Origin of the sequence: Halomonas sp., from assembly GCF_029263665.1 — a bacterium.
Lineage (GTDB): Bacteria > Pseudomonadota > Gammaproteobacteria > Pseudomonadales > Halomonadaceae > Halomonas.
Map to the genome: position 1 here is coordinate 225778 of NZ_JAJUFQ010000001.1, position 18113 is coordinate 243890.

Sequence of the window (18113 nt, forward strand, 5' to 3'; positions counted from 1 at the left end):
GTCGCACAAGAAGAGCACATGACCTCCCGGCTGTTTGATCTGGACCTCCTCAAGACCATCGTCATGGTGGCCGACTGCGGCAGTTTCACTGCTGCCGCAGCCCGCCTGCACTCGACACAATCGACTGTCAGCCAGAAGGTACGCCGTCTGGAAGATATCGCCGGGCACCGCCTGCTCAACCGTAGCCATCGGGAAGTACAGCCGACAGATGCGGGCGAGACCGTGCTGGGTTATGCCCGTCGCATGCTGGCGCTTAACGAGGAATTGTTCGATGTACTGGCCGGAGAAATAGAAAGCACTGTCCGGCTGGGGCTACCCGATGATTTCGTTGCAGGGCCGACCACGCACCTCCTGTCCGCCTTCAACCGCCAGCACCCTCAGGTCAAGCTGGAGGTGACCAGTGGCCTGAGCCGCGACCTCTGCCACAGTTATGATCAGGGCGAGCTTGACCTGATCATCATCAAGCAGCGCAAGCATAGCCGTGCGGGCGTGGCATGCTGCCCAGAAAAGTTGCTGTGGATCGATGGCCACAATACACAGTCCATCACTCTGGACCCTGTCCCGATCGTGACATTTCCCCCTCGAGGTCTGTATCGCGATGACATGATCAGTGCCATCGAGCACCTTGGCCGTCGCTGGAGAATCAGCTTCACCAGCTCCAGCCTGAGCGGTATCCAGGCAGCAGTAGCCGAAGGCATGGGCCTGAGCCTGTTACCCGCACGCGCCATCACCGATCAGCACGTGGTGCTCGATGGGCATTACGGCCTGTCCCCTATCGACAGCATGGAAGTCGTGATCCTGCACCGCCCGACAGCAGATGCCCGAGTCCAGGAGCTGGCCGAGTTGCTGAAAGGCCTGCTCAGGCAGTAAGTCCCTGCTCCCCAGATGCTTCTCCCTGACTGATGCACCGCCCTACTGAGCCAGGGCGGTGCGCGATCATCAAGCCAGGAAGGTCAGCCCCAGGTTGAACAGCACTGCAGCAATGAAGCCCAAGGGTGCGGCACGGAACAGCAACCCATTGAACACTTGCGTGTGTCCCTTGTCGGAGGGTGCCGAACTCAGGATCAGGCTTCCTCCAGAAGAAAACGGTGATATTGCGGTTGCCTGAGCACCTACCACGATGCAGACGAAGATCACCATGGGATCGATCGACAAGGCATTGGCAATCGATGGCACAACAGGAAAGAGTGCCGGCGTCACCACCCCGAGAGTACTGGCAAACAGCGACATCAACGCCGACACAATGCCAAAGACGACCGGAACCAGAATGGCAGGTATGCTGGCACCAATCCAGGAAGCCAACTGGTCGATGGTGCCGGCCTTGATGGCCACGGATATCAACATGCCGACACCACAGATCATGATGATGGTTCCCCACGGCAAGGCGGCAATGGCTTTCTTTTCGTCGCCCAGCTTCATCAACAATGCAATGACGGAAAATACACTGGCAATCAAGCCAATATTGATCTTCGAATTGATGAACTCAATGAGTCCATTATCTGGTGCTATCAGGTGAGCGATTGGAGGCACAAGTACCGTCAGCATCATGAGAACCGTCAACTTAAGCGTGGCTCTCTGCTCCCGATCAAGTGGCGCCGGTGCCGTGATATCACTTAACGATTCGGCCATGGCCGAGCGGTTTCTGGTAAAGAAGACAAAAGCTGTAATCACTATCAAGGGGATGACTGTGGTACTGGCAAAAATGGCAAGACTGTTAAGGAATGCCGTGCTCTGCGGGATACCCGCATTGACCATCAACCCCTGAAAGATGATGCCACTTTGACTGGAGACGAAGTTGGCTCCCGCCAGGGCGCCATAGTTGACCGACATCCCGCCGGCAATCAGGCTGAGACGCGTCCTCTCGCACAGGAGAAGCGTTATCGGCGCCATGAAGGCCAGTACGGTGTAGTAGCCTGCCCCAAGCGCAGCAATCAACAGCGATGCCAGAAAAATCGCATAAGGCATCATGTGGGGGAATTTCCGACACCGATACATCATATGTTCGGCAAGCTTTTCCAGCGTGCCGTTGACAATGGCAAAGCCGTAGAACAGACACACCGAGAATATGATGAAGAATATCTTAAGCGGCCACATCATGATGATATCGGTGGGCCCCAATCCCAGCCCGAAACAACCGATCAGATAAGCAAAGACAATGGCAAATAGCCCGATATTGATTCTGGTGCGATATCCCAGAGCAATCGATACCGCAATGGCAGCAACAACGATGACACTCATCATGATGCAAGACTCCTCATATTGTTCTTTCTCAGCTAGCCGTATCGATACGGAATAGACGTGATGGGTTGTCAATCAACACCTTGCTGCGCTCGGCATGATCAGGGATCAATTGCTGAAGAAAGCGCCATTGATCGGCATAGCTCTGCTCAGACTCGTGGCGTGTATGTGGCCAGTCACTTCCCCATAACCAGCGATCATGTTCCAGACCAGCGGAGCGTATTTGCTTCAGAACATGCCCTGCACGGGTAAGATTCATGCCACTTCGATATGCTGCCGAAAGCTTCATCCAGATCCGCCCATGCGCTAGCAGATCAAGCAATGCATGGTGCATGGGAGCAGGCTTCTCATTGCCATCCTCTGGCAACCCGAAATGATCGATGACTACCGTAGCGCCGGATTCCAGCACCGGAGTCGCAATCTCGGCGATGTCCTCGGCACTACGCTGTATTTCAACCTGCCAGTCACGTGCAGCAATGCGCTCGAACAATTGCCGCCAGGCCTTGGTGGTGAAACCACCCAGAGCCTTGCCGACCAGGTTGAGGCGAATGCCGACCACCCCGGCATCAGCTAATTGATCCAGCTCGCTGTCGGGTATCTCAGGCTCGACCACGGCAATTCCCCTGAGCCGCGACGGATGCTGGCGTAATGCGGCCACCATGAAGCTGTTGTCAGTCCCCAGGAAACTCGGCTGAACCAGGACGCCATGAGACACCCCGTGGAGGTTCAGATGGCCGAGAAAGCTGTCAACCGACGCATCATAGTCAGGGCTGTAACGGCGCCCCGGAACCAGAGGAAGATCAGCCCTGAACACATGTGCATGGGTGTCCACACCGGTGACAACGATGGGGAGTGTCGAACTCATGGTATTTCATCTCCTGCAGGCACAATGCCTCTGAACAATACAATTCATACAGACATATATTCATATATATGAATCGCACTCTACCAAAGACAAAGCACCAATAGTCGAGGACTACGACTAAAGGTGGTAGCCTGTTGGCATTTCGTTATCTGGTCATATGGATGTCTACATGATGTCGGCCAAGTTGCCTACCGACGAGCGCCTACCGCTGTATCAGCGCTTGAGAGACGCATTTCAGACTCGCATTGCATCAGGGGAATGGAAACCCGGAGGCCCAATCCCGACAGAGGCCGAGCTGACCCGAGAATATGGCGTGGCCATTGGAACCATACGCAAGGCAGTAGATACCCTGGTCAGCGACGGGTTGCTGCAGCGTAGCCAGGGGCGCGGCACATTCGTCAGGCGCCCGGACTTCGAAAGCTCATTCCTGCGTTTCTTTCGCCAGACCAGCACGTCGGGTGAGCGCATCACACCCGAAGGACAAGTCCTGGCACGAAGCCTGGCCAAGCCACCTCACCATGTCAGGCAGGCCCTCCAGCTTGATGCGGAAGCTCAAGGGCTGAAACTGGATCGCCTGCGCAAGATCGATGGCAACGCCATCTTTCGCGAAGAGATCTGGCTTCCTCATGGGCGTTTCCAGGCGTTGGAAAATATACCGCTGGAAGAGTTCGACAATCTGCTTTACCCCTTCTATGAAAGCCAATGTGGGCAACTCATTGCTTCGGCCACAGAGACGCTAAGCGTGTCACGTGCAGATGCCAGGACCGCGAAGATGCTTGGCATAGAACAAGGCAGCCCAGTGGTGATCATTGATCGTACTGCCCTTGGGTATGACCGTACTCCCCTGGAGTATCGTCGTTCATGGGGGGCTGCAGATACCTTTCACTACCGCATCGACATTTCCTGATGCACTCGCAGCCACGATCACGATGGCACGCTAGGTAGACGGCTTGCTCGAATCGAGGGCATGCATAAAAAAAATCCGGCCACAGAGGCCGGATGAAGGACAGCACCAGCTGCCGAGAGAGCACATGGAGCAGCGCATGGCGCTTTTCCGGTGCAGAGAGCGCGGTGCCCTCGGCGCCATGGGGCCAAGCCACATGGCGCGGGGATTCAGTTTGCGTTGCGTTCGGTGGTGATAACCGATCAGTGGTGGAAACGGTCGGCGGCTTCCTTGGCCAACGCACGAATGGCATCCCAGTCGCCTTCATTGACCAGAGACTTCGGGGTCAACCAGGAACCTCCCACGCACATCACATTGGGCAGGGCCAGATAATCTGCGGCATTATTCAGGCTGATGCCACCAGTGGGGCAGAAACGTGCTTCGCTGATCGGGCCAGCGAATGCCTTGAGTGCCTTGACGCCCCCACTGGCTTCAGCAGGGAAGAACTTGAAACGACGATAGCCATACTGCCAACCGGTCATCAGTTCAGAAATGGTGGCGACACCCGGCAGCATCGGCACCGGGCTTTCGACACCGTAGCGATAGAGCGCGTCGGTCGCTCCCGGTGTCACGACAAAATCAGCACCCGCCTGTTCGACCTGACGATACTGTGCTGGTGTCAGCACGGTTCCAGCAGCGATGCTGGCCTGGGGAATTTCTTTCTTCAGACGCGCAATGGCTTCAATGGCACAGTCGGTGCGCAGAGTGACTTCCAGAACGGTCAGACCTCCTTCGACCAGGGCACGCCCCATGGGAATGGCGTCTTCGATACGCTCGATGGTAATCACCGGAATCACTTCCGCCTTGAGGCAGATGCTGTCGAGTTCAGTGGTGCGAGTAGAGGGCAATTGCTTTTCGATGGTCATGAAAATCACTCCAGAATTCGTTCAGATCCGTCTGAAAGCTGTCCGTATCCTTCCAACCTTTCAGACACTCCAAGGGCTCAGGCAAGCCCTAAGGGGCCCAGTAGATCGCTAGTGGACAGCTGAGAAAGGCTCGAATCGGCAACTCACGCACGTTGTCCCCCACCATGGCACGCCCCAGCACGGCACGCTTGTCATCGCCCGTGAGATGCAGGACATGGCGCCGTGCATGATGCAAGCGAGCCGCACTCAAGGTGATTCGAGCCTGAGGCTGGCTTGGGGTACGTACCGCCACCACCGGGGCATCAGTGGCCAGAGCAAGATCAAGCTCACGGCTATCAGGGAACAGGGAAGCCGTATGGCCATCCCCGCCCATGCCCAGAATCACCACGCTTGCCGGCCAGCTCAAGGCCTCGACTCGCTTGGCAACCTGATCAACACCTTCCTCCGGAGTGGCATGATCCGTTGTCAGGGATATGAAATTGGCCGCCGCTGCCTTGCCGGCCAGTAGATTCTCACACACCAGGCGAGCATTGGAGTCATCAGCATCAGGGCTGACCCAACGCTCATCCGCCAAGGTCACATCGACCCGATCCCAGGCCAGTTCCTGCTCGGAGAGAGCCGCAAAGAACGGCACAGGAGTGGAGCCGCCGGAAACAATCAGCAAGGCACGCTCCTGGCTGGCCAGGTCCTGGCGCAACGCCTCGGCAACATTTTCCGCCAGTTGTCGAGCCAGCCGCTCACGGGGAGTGTGAGTACTCATCTCAGTAGTCCCCATCTCAGTAGTCCTCATACCAACTGCGTCCATCCTGGGTAATCATGGCGATGGATGCCACCGGTCCCCAGGACCCCGCCGGATAGCGCCGCGGCAATTCATTGCGCTCTTTCCAGGCGGAAATCAGGTTGTCGCACCAGCGCCATGCATGTTCCACCTCATCACGACGCACAAAGAGATATTGCTGGCCTTTCATCACTTCCAGCAGCAGACGCTCATAGGCATCCGGAATACGTGCCTTGGGGAAGGCGCTGTTGAAATCGAGAGCCAGCGGCCCGCGACGCAGGCGCATCCCCTTGTCCAGACCGCTGTCCTTGGTCAGCACTTCAAGGCTGATGCCCTCTTCCGGCTGAAGGCGAATGATCAACTTGTTCGCGGCCAGGGCCCGTTGATCCGGGTCGAAGATATAGTGCGGCTGCTGACGGAAATGGATGACGATCTGGGAGAGTTTTTCTGGCATGCGCTTGCCAGTACGCAGATAGAAAGGCACGCCTGCCCAGCGCCAGTTGGACACACCGGTCTTCATGGCAACGAAGGTTTCGGTGTGGCTGGAGATATTGGCCCCTTCCTCGTCCAGGTATCCCGGGACACTGACGCCATCGCTGGTGCCGGCCGTGTACTGACCGCGCACCACATCACGCCCCAGCATGTCATCGGTAAACGGCTTAAGCGCCTTGAGCACTTTGACCTTCTCGTCACGGATCGCATCGGCATCCAGATTGGCCGGCGGATCCATGGCAATCAGGCAGACCAGTTGCAGCAGGTGATTCTGTACCATGTCGCGCAACTGACCGGCCTCATCGAAGTAGCCCCAACGCCCTTCGATACCCACCTTCTCCGCCACGGTGATCTCCACATGGGAGATATGATTCTGGTTCCACTGGGTGCCGAACAACGGATTGGCAAAACGCAAAGCAATCAGGTTCTGAACCGTTTCCTTGCCCAGATAGTGGTCGATGCGGTAGACCCTGGACTCGGGGAATACTTCACCGATGGCATCATTGATGACATTCGATGACTCAAGGTCATAACCAATGGGTTTCTCCACCACCACGCGGCTATCTTCATCGAGACTGCCACTGGCCTGGAGATGACGACAGATATCACCGTAGATATTGGCACCCACTGCCAGGTACACCACCAGCGGACGCTCGTGGTTCGCCGTCTGGCACCATTCACGAATGGCGCCATAGCCTTCAGCCACCTTGAAATCCACAGTGATGAACGACAGACGATCAAGGAAGCGTGTCATGGCCTGCTCGTCGAGCTCTTTGGCCTTGACGTACTTGTTCAGGCTGGCTTCGACCTTGCCACGGAACTCTTCCAGGCTGATCTCCTGGCGAGCCAACCCCAGCAAGCGAGTGTCCTTGTGCAGCAAGCCCTCCCGATCAAGCTGATAAAGCGCGGGGAACAGCTTGCGCTGGGACAGGTCTCCCAGTGCCCCGAACAACGCTAGATCGACATCGGTACGCTCAGCGTCACCGGATCGGGTGTGTCGTGTCATAACCGTCCTCGTATGCAGGTAGGGAGAAAGTGCACTAGCCTATCAATTCCCTAAGTTTACCAAAAAATAGTGGAAAATTGACGTCTGGTGCAACCAATATTTTGTAAACTTACACAAAAATCTTTCCTTACGCGCTTATCCATTGGACGTAGAGCGCCAGGGCGCTACGATACCTCACAATGCGTAGTTAAATTACTACGTCAAACAGCTACGCCAAGTTAATCTACGACAAGCCCAATTTTACTTCAGAGAGTTACCTCTACTATGGTCCGTCACGACCTCATCAACCGCATTCGCGACAGACTCGATGAACTCAACCGCTCGGAGCGCAAGGTCGCCGATGTCATCCTGGCTGACCCTTCTGCTGCCACCGGTATGAGTATTGCCAGTTTGGCTCAGGCAGCGTCAGTCAGCGAGCCTACCGTCAACCGTTTCTGCCGTAACTTCGATGCCAAGGGCTATCCCGACTTCAAGATCCAGTTGGCCCAGAGCCTGGCCGGGGGCACCCCTTATGTCAGCCAGGCTGTCGAACCCAACGACAGTGCCGAGGCCTATACAGGAAAGATCTTCGGTGCCACCATCGCGGCCCTGGACCTGGCTCGCCGCGAAGTGTCGCCAAAGCGTATCGACCGTGTGGTGGATTACTTGATCCAGGCCAAGCAGATCCATTTCTTCGGTCTTGGTGCCTCCGGCGCCGTCGCCCAGGATGCGCAGCACAAGTTCTTCCGCTTCAATCTCCCCGTTACGGCTTACATCGACGTATTGATGCAACGCATGATCGCTTCGGCCTGCCATACCGGAGATGTGATCGTCATTCTTTCGTACACCGGGCGCACTCGTGAACTGGTTGACATTGCGGCCCTGGCCAGGGAAAACGGCGCGGTGGTGCTGGGCATCACGGCTCCTGACTCTCCATTATCGCTGCAATGCACCGAAGTGCTCGAGATCAGCGCGCCAGAGGACACGGACCACTACATGCCAATGACATCACGCATGGTGCAACTGGCATTGATCGATGTACTGGCCACCGGTGTAACCCTAAGACGGGGAGAAGACTTCCTGCATCATCTCAAGAAGATCAAGGATAGCCTCAGGGAAACGCGCTACCCCCTCGGCGACTGATGAGCCCGATGTCTGCTCTGCTAAAATGCAGGATGAAGCTGTCAATTCGATAACGGCCCAGCCATCCCGGGACTTGTCAGTTGATAACCAAAACACAACAATAGGCGCCGTACCACTCAGCGCCTATTGTTGTATGGGCCGTTCGCGCCCTCAACACTTCAACATCATCCTCCATTCAAGGTCCGTATCCATGCGTCTTGCCTTCGCGCCCCTTAGTCTATTGCTCCTGGCTGGGCTCTTTTCGCCTTCCATTCTCGCTGATACCTTCCGTTTCACGGCCATTCCTGATGAAGATGAGTCTCGCTTGGTCGAGCGTTTTTCCAAGGTAGCGGACTATCTGGAAGAGAAGCTTGGCGTCGAAGTGGAGTACGTTCCGGTCAAGTCCTACGGCGCTGCCGTCACGGCCTTCCGCAACGACCAAGTGCAATTGGCATGGTTCGGAGGCTTGTCAGGCGTTCAGGCCCGACGCCTGGTGCCCGACTCTCAGGCCATCGCCCAGGGTGCCGAGGATGCCGCCTTCAAGACCTATTTCATTGCCCATGAAAGTACTGGCCTGGATGCCAGCAATACGCTCCCCGATGACATTCAGGGCATGACCTTCACCTTTGGTGCCAAGACATCCACCTCCGGCCGCTTGATGCCTGACTACTATCTGCGCGAGCGTTTTTCCGAAGCTCCAGAAAAGATTTTTTCGCGCGTAGGTTTCTCGGGCGACCATTCGCGCACCCTGGCCCTGGTAGAAGCTGGCACCTACGACATTGGTGCACTCAACTATGCCGTCTGGGATGCGGCGATGCAGGATGGCCTCGTCGATACCAGTAAAGTGCATGTGATCTGGGAGACACCCACCTACCCGGATTACCAGTGGACGCTACGTGGTGATGCTGACGAGCACTATGGCGATGGCTTCAGCGAACAGGTACGCCAGGCTCTGCTCGACATGGACGACCCTGAACTGCTCGAGAGTTTCCCTCGCTCTGGTTTCATCCCAGCCGACAACCCGATGTACGCTCCCATCGAGGACGTGGCCGAGAGCCTCGGCCTGCTACGCTGATGTCCCTCGTGCCGCCCCTGGCCGTATTCGACGGCGAAAACCTGGGTCATGGTGACCATGTGGTGTTGTCAGAGGTACACCTGACATTTCACCCAGGTGAACGTATTGCCTTGCTCGGCGCCAGCGGGGCTGGGAAGTCCACACTGCTTTCCGCCCTGCGCCAACGGCTCGGCAAGCAGGCCGCCTGGTGCCCGCAGCATCATGGTCTGGTGCCAGAGCTGGCCGTCTATCACAACATTTATATGGGGCGCCTGGAGCAACATTCAGGCCTGGCCAACCTGTGGAACCTGCTACGTCCTTTGGCGGCTCCTTGGCAGGACATCGCGACTCTGTGTCAATTGCTTGGACTCGAGGGCCTGATGAAACGTCCAGTCGGCCAACTCTCTGGAGGCCAGCGGCAACGTGTTGCCATTGGTCGAGCTCTGTATCAGCAACGCAGTGTATTCCTTGGCGACGAGCCCGTCGCCAGTGTCGACCCGCACCAGGCGGTGGAACTGTTGCAGGTTATCCACGAACGCCACCAGGGATGCGTCATTGCCTTGCATCAGCATCGATTGGCCCTCACGCACTTCGATCGCGTCTGGGGGCTGGACAAGGGACGGGTCGTTCTCGATGCACCCAGCACCGAATTGAGCCTGGATACGTTGGATGCTCTCTATCCCAGTGCGGGGGCTGCCACGAAGACCACGATGGACATCGAACAGACGGCTCCTTGGCCACAGGATTCTCTTCCCTGCCCTAGAGGCCAGGCATAAGCATGGCGGCAACACCGATTTCCGAGCTTGCCCTTCAGGACCACCCCCCGCGCCTTCTGGCCGGCAAGTCGCCAGGTATGCGCCTGGCACGCCATACCCTGACCTTGATCGCGCTGGCATTGCTGGTATTGCCCTTTGCCGATTTGCATGTCCTCAGCCGGGCCCCCTGGGGCGAATTAGGACGAATTGCTCAAGGCCTGGTACTGCCGCATTTCGGCAGCGTGGAATCCCCTCTCTCCGCCATCGGCCTGACCGTGGCGGTAGCACTATGGGGAACACTGGCAGGCATGATAATGGGCTTTCCTCTGGCCCTGGTGTTTTCCCGATCACGCTTCGTCCGCGCAGGCTGCGCCTTCGTCCGGGCAATACATGAACTGTTCTGGGCGCTGCTGTTCCTGCAGGTATTCGGACTTTCCGCGCTGACAGCCCTGGCGGCCCTGGCGATTCCCTATGCGGGCATCTTCGCCAAGGTTTATGCGGAAATTCTCGAACAGACTCCCACCGCCGCTCGAGATGCCCTTCCTGAGGGAACCGGGCGCCTGTCGCGCTTCGTCTACACGGAACTGCCATTGGCCTTTGCCCAACTGGCTGCCTATACCCGCTACCGTTTCGAGTGCGCCCTTCGATCCAGCGTGTTGCTGGGATTTGTTGGTCTACCGACACTCGGCTATCAGCTCGAGAGCGCCTTTCGCGAGGGCCGCTATTTCGAAGCCGGCGCCGTCATGTGGTTGTTCTATCTCCTGATTGCCAGCCTGCCGTGGTGGGCACATCGCCGTCTTGTTCCCTTGCTGGCCCTGAGCAGCCTGTTTCTGCTTGGCCCTTGGCCGGACATCGACGCTAGCCTGGTATGGCGTTTCGTCAGCCAGGACATCTGGCCCCAGCCACTGCTTGCAGGAGATATCAATGGATTGATCGACTGGCTGCGAGAGATCCCGGAACTACTGCCGGTCATCGCCAATACCCTGCTGCTGGGGCTGCTCGGTAGCGTGGGAGCCTTGCTGGTAGCGCTGACGCTTTGGCCTTTGGCATCACACCATTTCGGCAACCGCTTGACACAGGTCGCGGGCAAGGGGCTGCTGATCTTCCTGCGCTCCACTCCCGAACTGATGCTGGCCTTCGTCTTCCTGCTGCTGCTTGGGCCTTCCCTGCTACCGGCATGGTTGGCTCTGGCCCTGCACAACGGAGCCCTGATTGCCTTCCTGGTGGCACGCCATGCGGACAACCTGAAGCTGGATATGGTCGGACTCCCGGCCAGCGGCAAACTGGGCTACCAACTGCTGCCAAGGGTATATCCGGGCATGCTGGCCCTGCTCTATTACCGTGCGGAAGTCATTCTGCGTGAAAGCGCCATTCTCGGAATGCTGGGGATTGCGACCCTGGGCTATGTCATCGACGATTATTTTCAGACATTGATGTTCGATGTCGCCTTTCTGTTGCTGCTGATCACAGCAGGACTGAACATTCTCGTCGATGCGGGAGCTCGGCGCTTACGCCCCAAGGGCATCCAGCCATCTTGATACCAGTCTCGCCATCCACAGCCCCATGGGGAACGACAAGAATAACGCCGAACGGGTATCCCGTTCGGCGTTATTCGTGCAGCTGCCATGAAACCTTGTGCAGTAGCGTTAGCCAGGAATTAGACGGCTGCTGTTACAGTGATTTCGACGCGCAATTCATCAGCAGGCATCGGTGCACATACACAGGTACGTGCCGGTGCATGACCCGCCGGCACCCAGGCATCCCAAACGTCATTCATGGCGGCAAAGTCGCTACCGTCCTTGAGATAGATAGTCGCGGACAGCAGGTGCTCGCGATCACTGCCCACTTCCTTCAGTAGAGCATCGACGCGCTCCAGCATGCTCTTGGTCTGGGCAGTAATATCTCCATTGCGAGCTTCAGGGCCAGCTACCTGACCACACAGGTAGGCCACCCCTTGATGAATGACGGCACGACTCATGCGGGCCTGGGTATCATGACGCTGGATCATTGCGACCTCCTGAAAAAGTTCTATTTTTCGAAAAAAATTAAAAATAAAGACCAAGCCACTAGCAGCCTGCTTAATACCGATAGCAGACACCAGTATATCGCCACTTTATAGCAGCCATTACCTTCCTGTTCAGTCATTTTTTCTGTTTTTTCCGCAAACCACTGTAAGGATTGCACACTTTCCCTCGACGCAATCACGACGGTAAGCGCCAAGCCGTCAGACTAATTCCAAGCATAAGGAAAAAACCATGAAGCATTCTGTGATGATCGCTGCCGTATTGACCACCGCCCTGGCCGCCGCCGCTACCACTGCCCAGGCCAGCGAAGGCGAGGCCAAGATGGAAAAGTGTTATGGCGTTTCACTGGCTGGCCAGAACGACTGCAAAGCTGGCCCAGGTACCACCTGTGCAGGCACTTCCACCGTGGATTATCAGGGCAATGCCTGGACACTGGTTCCGGAAGGTACCTGCACCAGCATCGAAACACCCAATGGGCATGGCAGCCTGGATCCTATCGAATCCTGATTGATACCCGTCATATACCACGATGCCGGACAGCATCCGGTGTCGTGGTCATGAAGGATTCTCGGGAAAACGTCATTACCCATGGATATTGCCATGCTCCCATCCCGCTCAATTCACTCCATGCATCAGCCATCAGGTCCTGTGCTCGGCAAAGGTGCCATTGGCATAGGATTGAAATACCAGCATGCCGAAGCGTTGCTGGAACGAGCCTTGCAAGCTGACGGACAACCCGGTTCAGCGCCTGACTTTCTCGAACTCCACGCAGAAAACTATATGAATGCGGGTGGCCCAGTGCAGGACCAGCTTGTAGAACTGGCTCGTCACTACCCACTTTCCGTGCATGGTGTTGGTCTGTCATTGGGTAGTGCCGAAGGAATCGACAGTTTCCATCTCGAACGACTCAATACACTGGTCGAAAGCCTGTCTCCAGCCCTGGTCTCCGAACATCTGGCCTGGAGCCGCCTGAAAGGACAAAGCTACAACGACCTGCTACCCGTCCCTCTCATCCAAGAATCCCTGGAGATCATGTGCGCTAATGTTGACCGCGTACAACAGCGTCTGGGGCGGCAGATTCTGGTGGAAAATCCCAGTCTTTATATCCGTTTGGATATCAATACCTTCAGCGAAACCGACTTTCTCAATCTCATGGTCGAGCGTACTGGCTGCGGCTTGCTGTTCGACGTCAACAATGCCTTTATCAGCGCCTCCAACATGGGACGCGACTTGTCTGCCTATCTCAACGAGATTCCCTGGCACGCCGTAGGTGAATGGCACCTGGCCGGACATAGCCGTGACACTCAAGCCAGTCCTGCCCTGTACATCGACGACCACGGCAGCCCGGTCAAGGATGCCGTCTGGCAGCTATACCAGCGCGCCATTCGTCAACGCCCGGAACTACCGACATTGATCGAATGGGATAACAACGTACCTGACCTGGAACGCTGGATGGAAGAAGTTACCCTGGCGCATCACCACCGTCACAGGGTATTCAGTACAGCAGGAGCCTTGTCATGAGCATGCTTCTCGACTGGCAGCAACGCTTCATTGCCGCCATGCGTACCTCAGAACGGGCAGATGCCGACCTGGGACAGGACAACGGACTGAAGGTCTATCGCAACAATATCCGCCATAGCCTGGTCGAAGCGCTGGAAATCGCCTTCCCCCATACGAGAGCACTGCTCGGCGAACGCTTTTTTTCCGCCCTGGCCAACGACTATGTGACGATCGACCCTCCACGAGACCCGCGCCTCAATCGCTATGGCGAGGGTCTGATCAATCGCCTCGACTACCATCCTGCACTGGAAAATTATCGTTTTGTCGCTGACATCTGCCGTCTGGAACGTGCCCGACTGGATGTCAGCCATGCCGACGACGCCATCAGCTTTGACGCACTGCAGTTATCACAGCACGAGGATCTCCATGAGCTGTATGTATTGCCGCATCCTGCCAGCCGCTGTGTCCGTTGCCGACACGATGTCGCGGAGATATGGGATGTCATGGAACAAGGCCAGAAAGCCACGGCTCTTGGCCCCAATGGGCCCGGATATTGGCTGGTGATACGCCGACAACGCAAGGTCAGCTTCCATCGTATCAATGACAACAGCGCCTCGCTGTACGGCATCCTGAGCATGGCGCTGCCCCTCGGCGCCACACTGGACATGCTGTCTGATCCTTCTGACATGGGCCCTGAAGCATTGGGATTGGCTCTTGGCGAACTACTAGGCCTGGGCGCCTTGGCATATGCACCTGATTACCAAACCTCATCCTTGAAAGACTCAGGAACCCTTTTATGAACCCAGTCCTCCGAATACTGAATACCTATTACGGTAGTCTGGTGCCCTGGCTCAACCAGCGCTCTCTCGATGTCGTGCTGCTACTGATGCGGGTTGTCGTCGGTAGTGTCTTCTTCATGTCCGCCCTGACCAAAGTCGATGGCTTCGCCCTGGCTGACAGCACGATCTTTCTCTTCCAGTATGAATACGACCTGCCACTCGTTCCTCCTGCATTGGCAGCCTACCTGGCCACCTTTGCCGAATTTTCCCTGTCGCTGCTGCTGTGGTCAGGCCTGGCCACTCGATTGGCAGCCCTGGGGTTGTTCATCATGACGTTGGTGATAGAAATCTTCGTCTATCCCGAAGCCTGGGTGACACATGGCTTATGGGCAGCCAGCCTGTTGACCCTGTTGCTTCGCGGCCCTGGAAAAGTCTCCCTGGATTGCCTGATCCAGCACCTGTGCCGATCGCGTCAGCACCAGGAGAAGTAAGCGGTGCGCAGGAAGACACCATATCTTCCTGCGCACCAGCATACGGGTCAGGATCGCAACGAGGCGGAAAGAGGAGCGGAAGGAGATGGCCATGCAGCGTCATCATTCAAGGACCACTTGGATGATTCGGGCAGTTTCATTCCTCCCCATAAGGCCAGCAGGGAGATCGCGATCAAATAGAACGCCGGCGACAACTGAAGCCCCGTGATATCAATCAGCCATGTCGCCACCAGTGGTGCTGTACCACCGAAAATCGTGTAAGCCACGTTGTAGCACAGTGCCGATGCGGTATAGCGCACCCGTGTCGGAAACTGTTCGGACAGCAATACTGCTGTGACCACACCACAGATCACTGCTCCCACGGCCATCATGGAAGCTCCCAGCATGGCACTCCATAGCTCTCCCTTGCCTGCCAGGATATAGGCAGGGAATACAGCGAAGATCAAGCTCAGACAGGCGGTCAGTATTGTCTTGCGACGCCCTACCCAGTCGGCATAACGACCGATGATCGGACAAAGTACTGCAGCGAAAACCAGCGCGCCCAGGCTGGCCATCAAGGCGACGCTACGCGATGCACCACCAACCACCTGCATGTATGTCGCGAAATAGGTAGTGAACATGTAAAACGATAGCGCCGTCGCGGAGATGAACGCACTCAGGCATACCAGGGTCGTCCCATGCTGGCTGAGCGTTTCTCTCAATGGTGCATGAGGTGATTCCGGCTCTGCCTGCAAGGCCTGAAAGGCAGGCGACTCATCAAGCTTCAGGCGCATGTAGAGGCCAACCAGCCCCAGCGGAGCAGCCACCAGAAACGGAACTCGCCAGCCCCAGCGTTGCAAGGTGTCTTCCGACATGACAAGACCAACGACATACGCCAATGCTGCCGCCGTGGCAAAGGCGAGGAATGTGGAAACCGGCACAAAGCTGCCATAGCGCGCTTTCCGCTCGCGAGGTGCATGTTCCATGACAAAGGCACAGGCTCCAGCATATTCCCCTCCCGCCGAGAACCCCTGCATACAACGCGCCAACGCCAGCAGCAGCGGCGCAAAAAGGCCAATGCTGGCATAGGTGGGCAGGAGTCCTATCAACGTGGTGGACCCGGCCATCAACAGCACCGTGACCGACAATACACGCTTGCGCCCGACCCGATCTCCGAGCATGCCAAAGAAGATGCCCCCCAGAGGCCTGAGAGCAAAGGAAACGGCGAAGACAGCAAAGGTCTGTAGTAGTGCCAGAGTCGGGTTTCCGGGAGGAAAGAAGTGCTGGGCAATGATCACGGCAAGAAAGCCATATATGGCAAAGTCGAACCACTCGACGAAGTTGCCAATGGCAGAGGCCGCGATCACTTTGCGCAGCGTTGCAATACTGACATTATCTGAGTTCAGCTCAGATGTGGCAGGAGATACGGACATCTCAGTACTCCATTCCAGGATGAACGATACGTTGTTATTGATATATCGTTGTTGCTAAATCGTTGTTGAATAACCCCTCCATGGTGACGGCGTTTGCTATTCAATGACGTTCAGATTCCGACAGCATCTTGTCTCTTTCCCACCCTTTCTCGTGTCTTGGCTGTTCTTTTTTCTGTATGAATGCCCTTTGCTGCCCCCCACAAACAACACCGCCGCTCCGAAGAGCAGCGGTGTTGTTTGTGGGATGAACAAGTGTTTTATAGGGTGATAATACATGCCCCGATACGACAGGACAGCATCAATCATGGTGTGGCATCAATTGCTCGATTTCTCCAGGGAAGCCATCTCATCGCGAGCAGGCATCAGCAACGACCCAACCACTGCAATGGCCGTGTTGACGAGCAGGCCAATCACTCCAGCATGTACCCCATACACCTTGCCGATACCCGCCAGGGCCATGCCTCCTGCCAGCAAGGCGCCGATCAACATGCCGTAGAACACGGGCAGGCTCTGCATGCGTTTCCAGTACAGTCCAATGATGAATGCTGGGGCAATCTGAATCAGCAGTTCAAACTTGAGAACAAAGATATTCACCAGCAACGTTGGTGGGTTCCAGGCAAGAATCAACAAGCCCCCAACCGCCACCAGGCCACAGATCTTGCCTACCATCAGCGCCCGCTGTTCACTGGCCTGAGGGCGGATATGGCGCCTGTAGATATCATTGGAAATGATCGATGAGAACGACAGCAGCACCGAATCCGCCGTGGAGACGATTGCCGCCACCACACCGCCGAACAACAGAATCATCATCACGTAGAAGAACGGATTGATGGCCGCGACATCATTGGCAATACGTCCAACGAGTTGCTCGGATTGCGTATCGGAGAGGCCGGGATAAAGCTGGATACCGATGATGCCGACAACGAAGATCACCGCCGTCGTGACCAGCGGCATCCATGCCATGCGAGCCAGAGAACGCCTCAACGTCTGCGTATTCTCGGCCGCATAGATGCGCTGGATAGCATGGGGATAGACCGCCGCTCCAATGCCGACCAGCACCAGAATGGAGATCCAGCTGACAGAACTCTCCAGCGGTGGAACAGCAGCCTTGTCGGGTTGCTCCGCGACCACATAGGTAAAGGCATCCCCCAGGTGACCACCGATCAAGTACAGGCCACCCGCGACCAGCACGGCCACCCCCAGCAGCAAGGCGATACCCTGCATGACATCGGTGAAAGCCACGGCGCGCATCCCCCCCATCCAGGAGTAGGCCAGCATCACGAACACGAAGCCTAGCATCGCAATCTGATAAGGCACCGTCCCCCCCGTGAGCCCGGAGATGCCGTGCCCCATTGCCACCAGTTGCTCAAGCAGGTAGTTACCAAGCCCCCATAGCATGAGCAGAGCGGAAAGCAAAGTGATGGCCGGCGAACCGAAGCGGTAACGCAGCCAATCGGTGGGCGTCAGAAACTGCTGGCGCTTGGCAATGTTATGCAGGCGCGGGGCAAAGAGCATATAGCCCGCGATGATGATGGTCATGAACATCACCGATTGCCACCAGGCAAAACCCATGCGGTAGGCGGCAGGCGCGTAGCCAACGATGTTGTTACCACTGTATTGGGTGGCATACAGAGTAAAGAACAGCACCACGATACCCAGGTGGCGGCCTGCAAGATAATAGCTCTGCATGTCTTCGCGCACACCAGGGCGGCTGTAACTCACCCAGAAACCAATACCCAGCATCATCAGGGCATAGGCAATCAATACGAGGATGCCGGGAGTACCGGCAAAAGTTAACTCTTGCACCTT

18 protein-coding genes are annotated in these 18113 nt (G+C 56.6%); 10 read left to right on the top strand and 8 right to left on the bottom strand.

The window, feature by feature from the left end; translation table 11 throughout:
- Positions 1-18 precede the first annotated feature (18 nt).
- The gene (locus Q1K07_RS00965) at positions 19-870 is read left to right on the top strand and encodes a LysR family transcriptional regulator (RefSeq protein ID WP_300306401.1); all 852 of its coding nucleotides are present in this window, start codon (positions 19-21) and stop codon (positions 868-870) included.
- Positions 871-939: 69 nt separating this feature from the next.
- Here Q1K07_RS00965 and Q1K07_RS00970 read toward each other — a convergent pair whose 3' ends face one another.
- Complete coding sequence (locus tag Q1K07_RS00970; RefSeq protein WP_300306404.1) at positions 940-2241, bottom strand: SLC13 family permease; 1302 nt, start codon at positions 2239-2241, stop codon at positions 940-942.
- 28 nt (positions 2242-2269) lie between these two features.
- Positions 2270-3103: an amidohydrolase family protein gene (locus Q1K07_RS00975; RefSeq protein WP_300306407.1), complete on the bottom strand. Its 834-nt coding sequence runs from the start codon at positions 3101-3103 to the stop codon at positions 2270-2272.
- Between the two features lie 169 nt (positions 3104-3272).
- Between Q1K07_RS00975 and Q1K07_RS00980 the strand changes: the two genes are divergently transcribed.
- Complete coding sequence (locus Q1K07_RS00980) at positions 3273-4010, top strand: GntR family transcriptional regulator (RefSeq protein ID WP_300306410.1); 738 nt, start codon at positions 3273-3275, stop codon at positions 4008-4010.
- Between the two features lie 239 nt (positions 4011-4249).
- Here Q1K07_RS00980 and Q1K07_RS00985 read toward each other — a convergent pair whose 3' ends face one another.
- The 3 genes from Q1K07_RS00985 to zwf form a co-directional block, all read right to left on the bottom strand.
- Positions 4250-4912 (bottom strand): bifunctional 4-hydroxy-2-oxoglutarate aldolase/2-dehydro-3-deoxy-phosphogluconate aldolase, encoded by a 663-nt coding sequence (locus Q1K07_RS00985; protein WP_149283738.1) that lies wholly within the window; start codon positions 4910-4912, stop codon positions 4250-4252.
- A gap of 88 nt (positions 4913-5000) precedes the next feature.
- Entirely contained in the window at positions 5001-5672 is a 672-nt protein-coding gene (pgl, locus tag Q1K07_RS00990; RefSeq protein WP_300306418.1) for a 6-phosphogluconolactonase, read from the bottom strand.
- A gap of 16 nt (positions 5673-5688) precedes the next feature.
- Positions 5689-7188 (bottom strand): glucose-6-phosphate dehydrogenase, encoded by a 1500-nt coding sequence (zwf, locus tag Q1K07_RS00995; protein ID WP_300306421.1) that lies wholly within the window; start codon positions 7186-7188, stop codon positions 5689-5691.
- Between the two features lie 264 nt (positions 7189-7452).
- Between zwf and Q1K07_RS01000 the strand changes: the two genes are divergently transcribed.
- The 4 genes from Q1K07_RS01000 to Q1K07_RS01015 all read left to right on the top strand — a co-directional run bounded on the left by Q1K07_RS01000 (position 7453) and on the right by Q1K07_RS01015 (position 11636).
- On the top strand, positions 7453-8310 hold the full coding sequence (locus Q1K07_RS01000) for a MurR/RpiR family transcriptional regulator (RefSeq protein WP_300306424.1): 858 nt from the start codon (positions 7453-7455) through the stop codon (positions 8308-8310).
- A 190-nt stretch (positions 8311-8500) separates the two neighbouring features.
- Positions 8501-9364 carry a putative selenate ABC transporter substrate-binding protein gene (locus Q1K07_RS01005; protein ID WP_300306427.1) on the top strand — a complete coding sequence of 288 codons (864 nt, stop codon included), beginning with the start codon at positions 8501-8503 and terminating at the stop codon, positions 9362-9364.
- A complete protein-coding gene (locus Q1K07_RS01010; RefSeq protein ID WP_300306429.1) occupies positions 9364-10119 on the top strand; it encodes an ATP-binding cassette domain-containing protein in 756 nt (251 codons plus the stop codon). Before Q1K07_RS01005 ends, Q1K07_RS01010 begins: the two co-directional genes overlap by 1 nt.
- A gap of 2 nt (positions 10120-10121) precedes the next feature.
- Positions 10122-11636, top strand: a complete 1515-nt coding sequence (locus Q1K07_RS01015) for an ABC transporter permease (protein WP_300306430.1) — start codon at positions 10122-10124, stop codon at positions 11634-11636.
- 119 nt (positions 11637-11755) lie between these two features.
- Here Q1K07_RS01015 and Q1K07_RS01020 read toward each other — a convergent pair whose 3' ends face one another.
- Positions 11756-12106: a RidA family protein gene (locus Q1K07_RS01020; RefSeq protein WP_300306433.1), complete on the bottom strand. Its 351-nt coding sequence runs from the start codon at positions 12104-12106 to the stop codon at positions 11756-11758.
- Between the two features lie 247 nt (positions 12107-12353).
- Between Q1K07_RS01020 and Q1K07_RS01025 the strand changes: the two genes are divergently transcribed.
- The 4 genes from Q1K07_RS01025 to Q1K07_RS01040 all read left to right on the top strand — a co-directional run bounded on the left by Q1K07_RS01025 (position 12354) and on the right by Q1K07_RS01040 (position 14892).
- On the top strand, positions 12354-12629 hold the full coding sequence (locus tag Q1K07_RS01025) for a DUF2282 domain-containing protein (RefSeq protein WP_300306436.1): 276 nt from the start codon (positions 12354-12356) through the stop codon (positions 12627-12629).
- 93 nt (positions 12630-12722) lie between these two features.
- Positions 12723-13643, top strand: a complete 921-nt coding sequence (locus tag Q1K07_RS01030; protein ID WP_300306439.1) for a DUF692 domain-containing protein — start codon at positions 12723-12725, stop codon at positions 13641-13643.
- Positions 13640-14422 (top strand): DNA-binding domain-containing protein, encoded by a 783-nt coding sequence (locus tag Q1K07_RS01035; protein ID WP_300306483.1) that lies wholly within the window; start codon positions 13640-13642, stop codon positions 14420-14422. The genes Q1K07_RS01030 and Q1K07_RS01035 overlap by 4 nt, the downstream gene beginning before the upstream one ends.
- Positions 14419-14892, top strand: a complete 474-nt coding sequence (locus tag Q1K07_RS01040; RefSeq protein WP_300306486.1) for a DoxX family protein — start codon at positions 14419-14421, stop codon at positions 14890-14892. Before Q1K07_RS01035 ends, Q1K07_RS01040 begins: the two co-directional genes overlap by 4 nt.
- A gap of 47 nt (positions 14893-14939) precedes the next feature.
- Here Q1K07_RS01040 and Q1K07_RS01045 read toward each other — a convergent pair whose 3' ends face one another.
- Together Q1K07_RS01045 and Q1K07_RS01050 are read right to left on the bottom strand one after the other, a co-directional pair.
- Positions 14940-16304 (bottom strand): MFS transporter, encoded by a 1365-nt coding sequence (locus Q1K07_RS01045; RefSeq protein ID WP_300306489.1) that lies wholly within the window; start codon positions 16302-16304, stop codon positions 14940-14942.
- Positions 16305-16619: 315 nt separating this feature from the next.
- Entirely contained in the window at positions 16620-18110 is a 1491-nt protein-coding gene (locus Q1K07_RS01050) for a sodium:solute symporter (protein ID WP_300306492.1), read from the bottom strand.
- Positions 18111-18113: the final 3 nt, after the last annotated feature.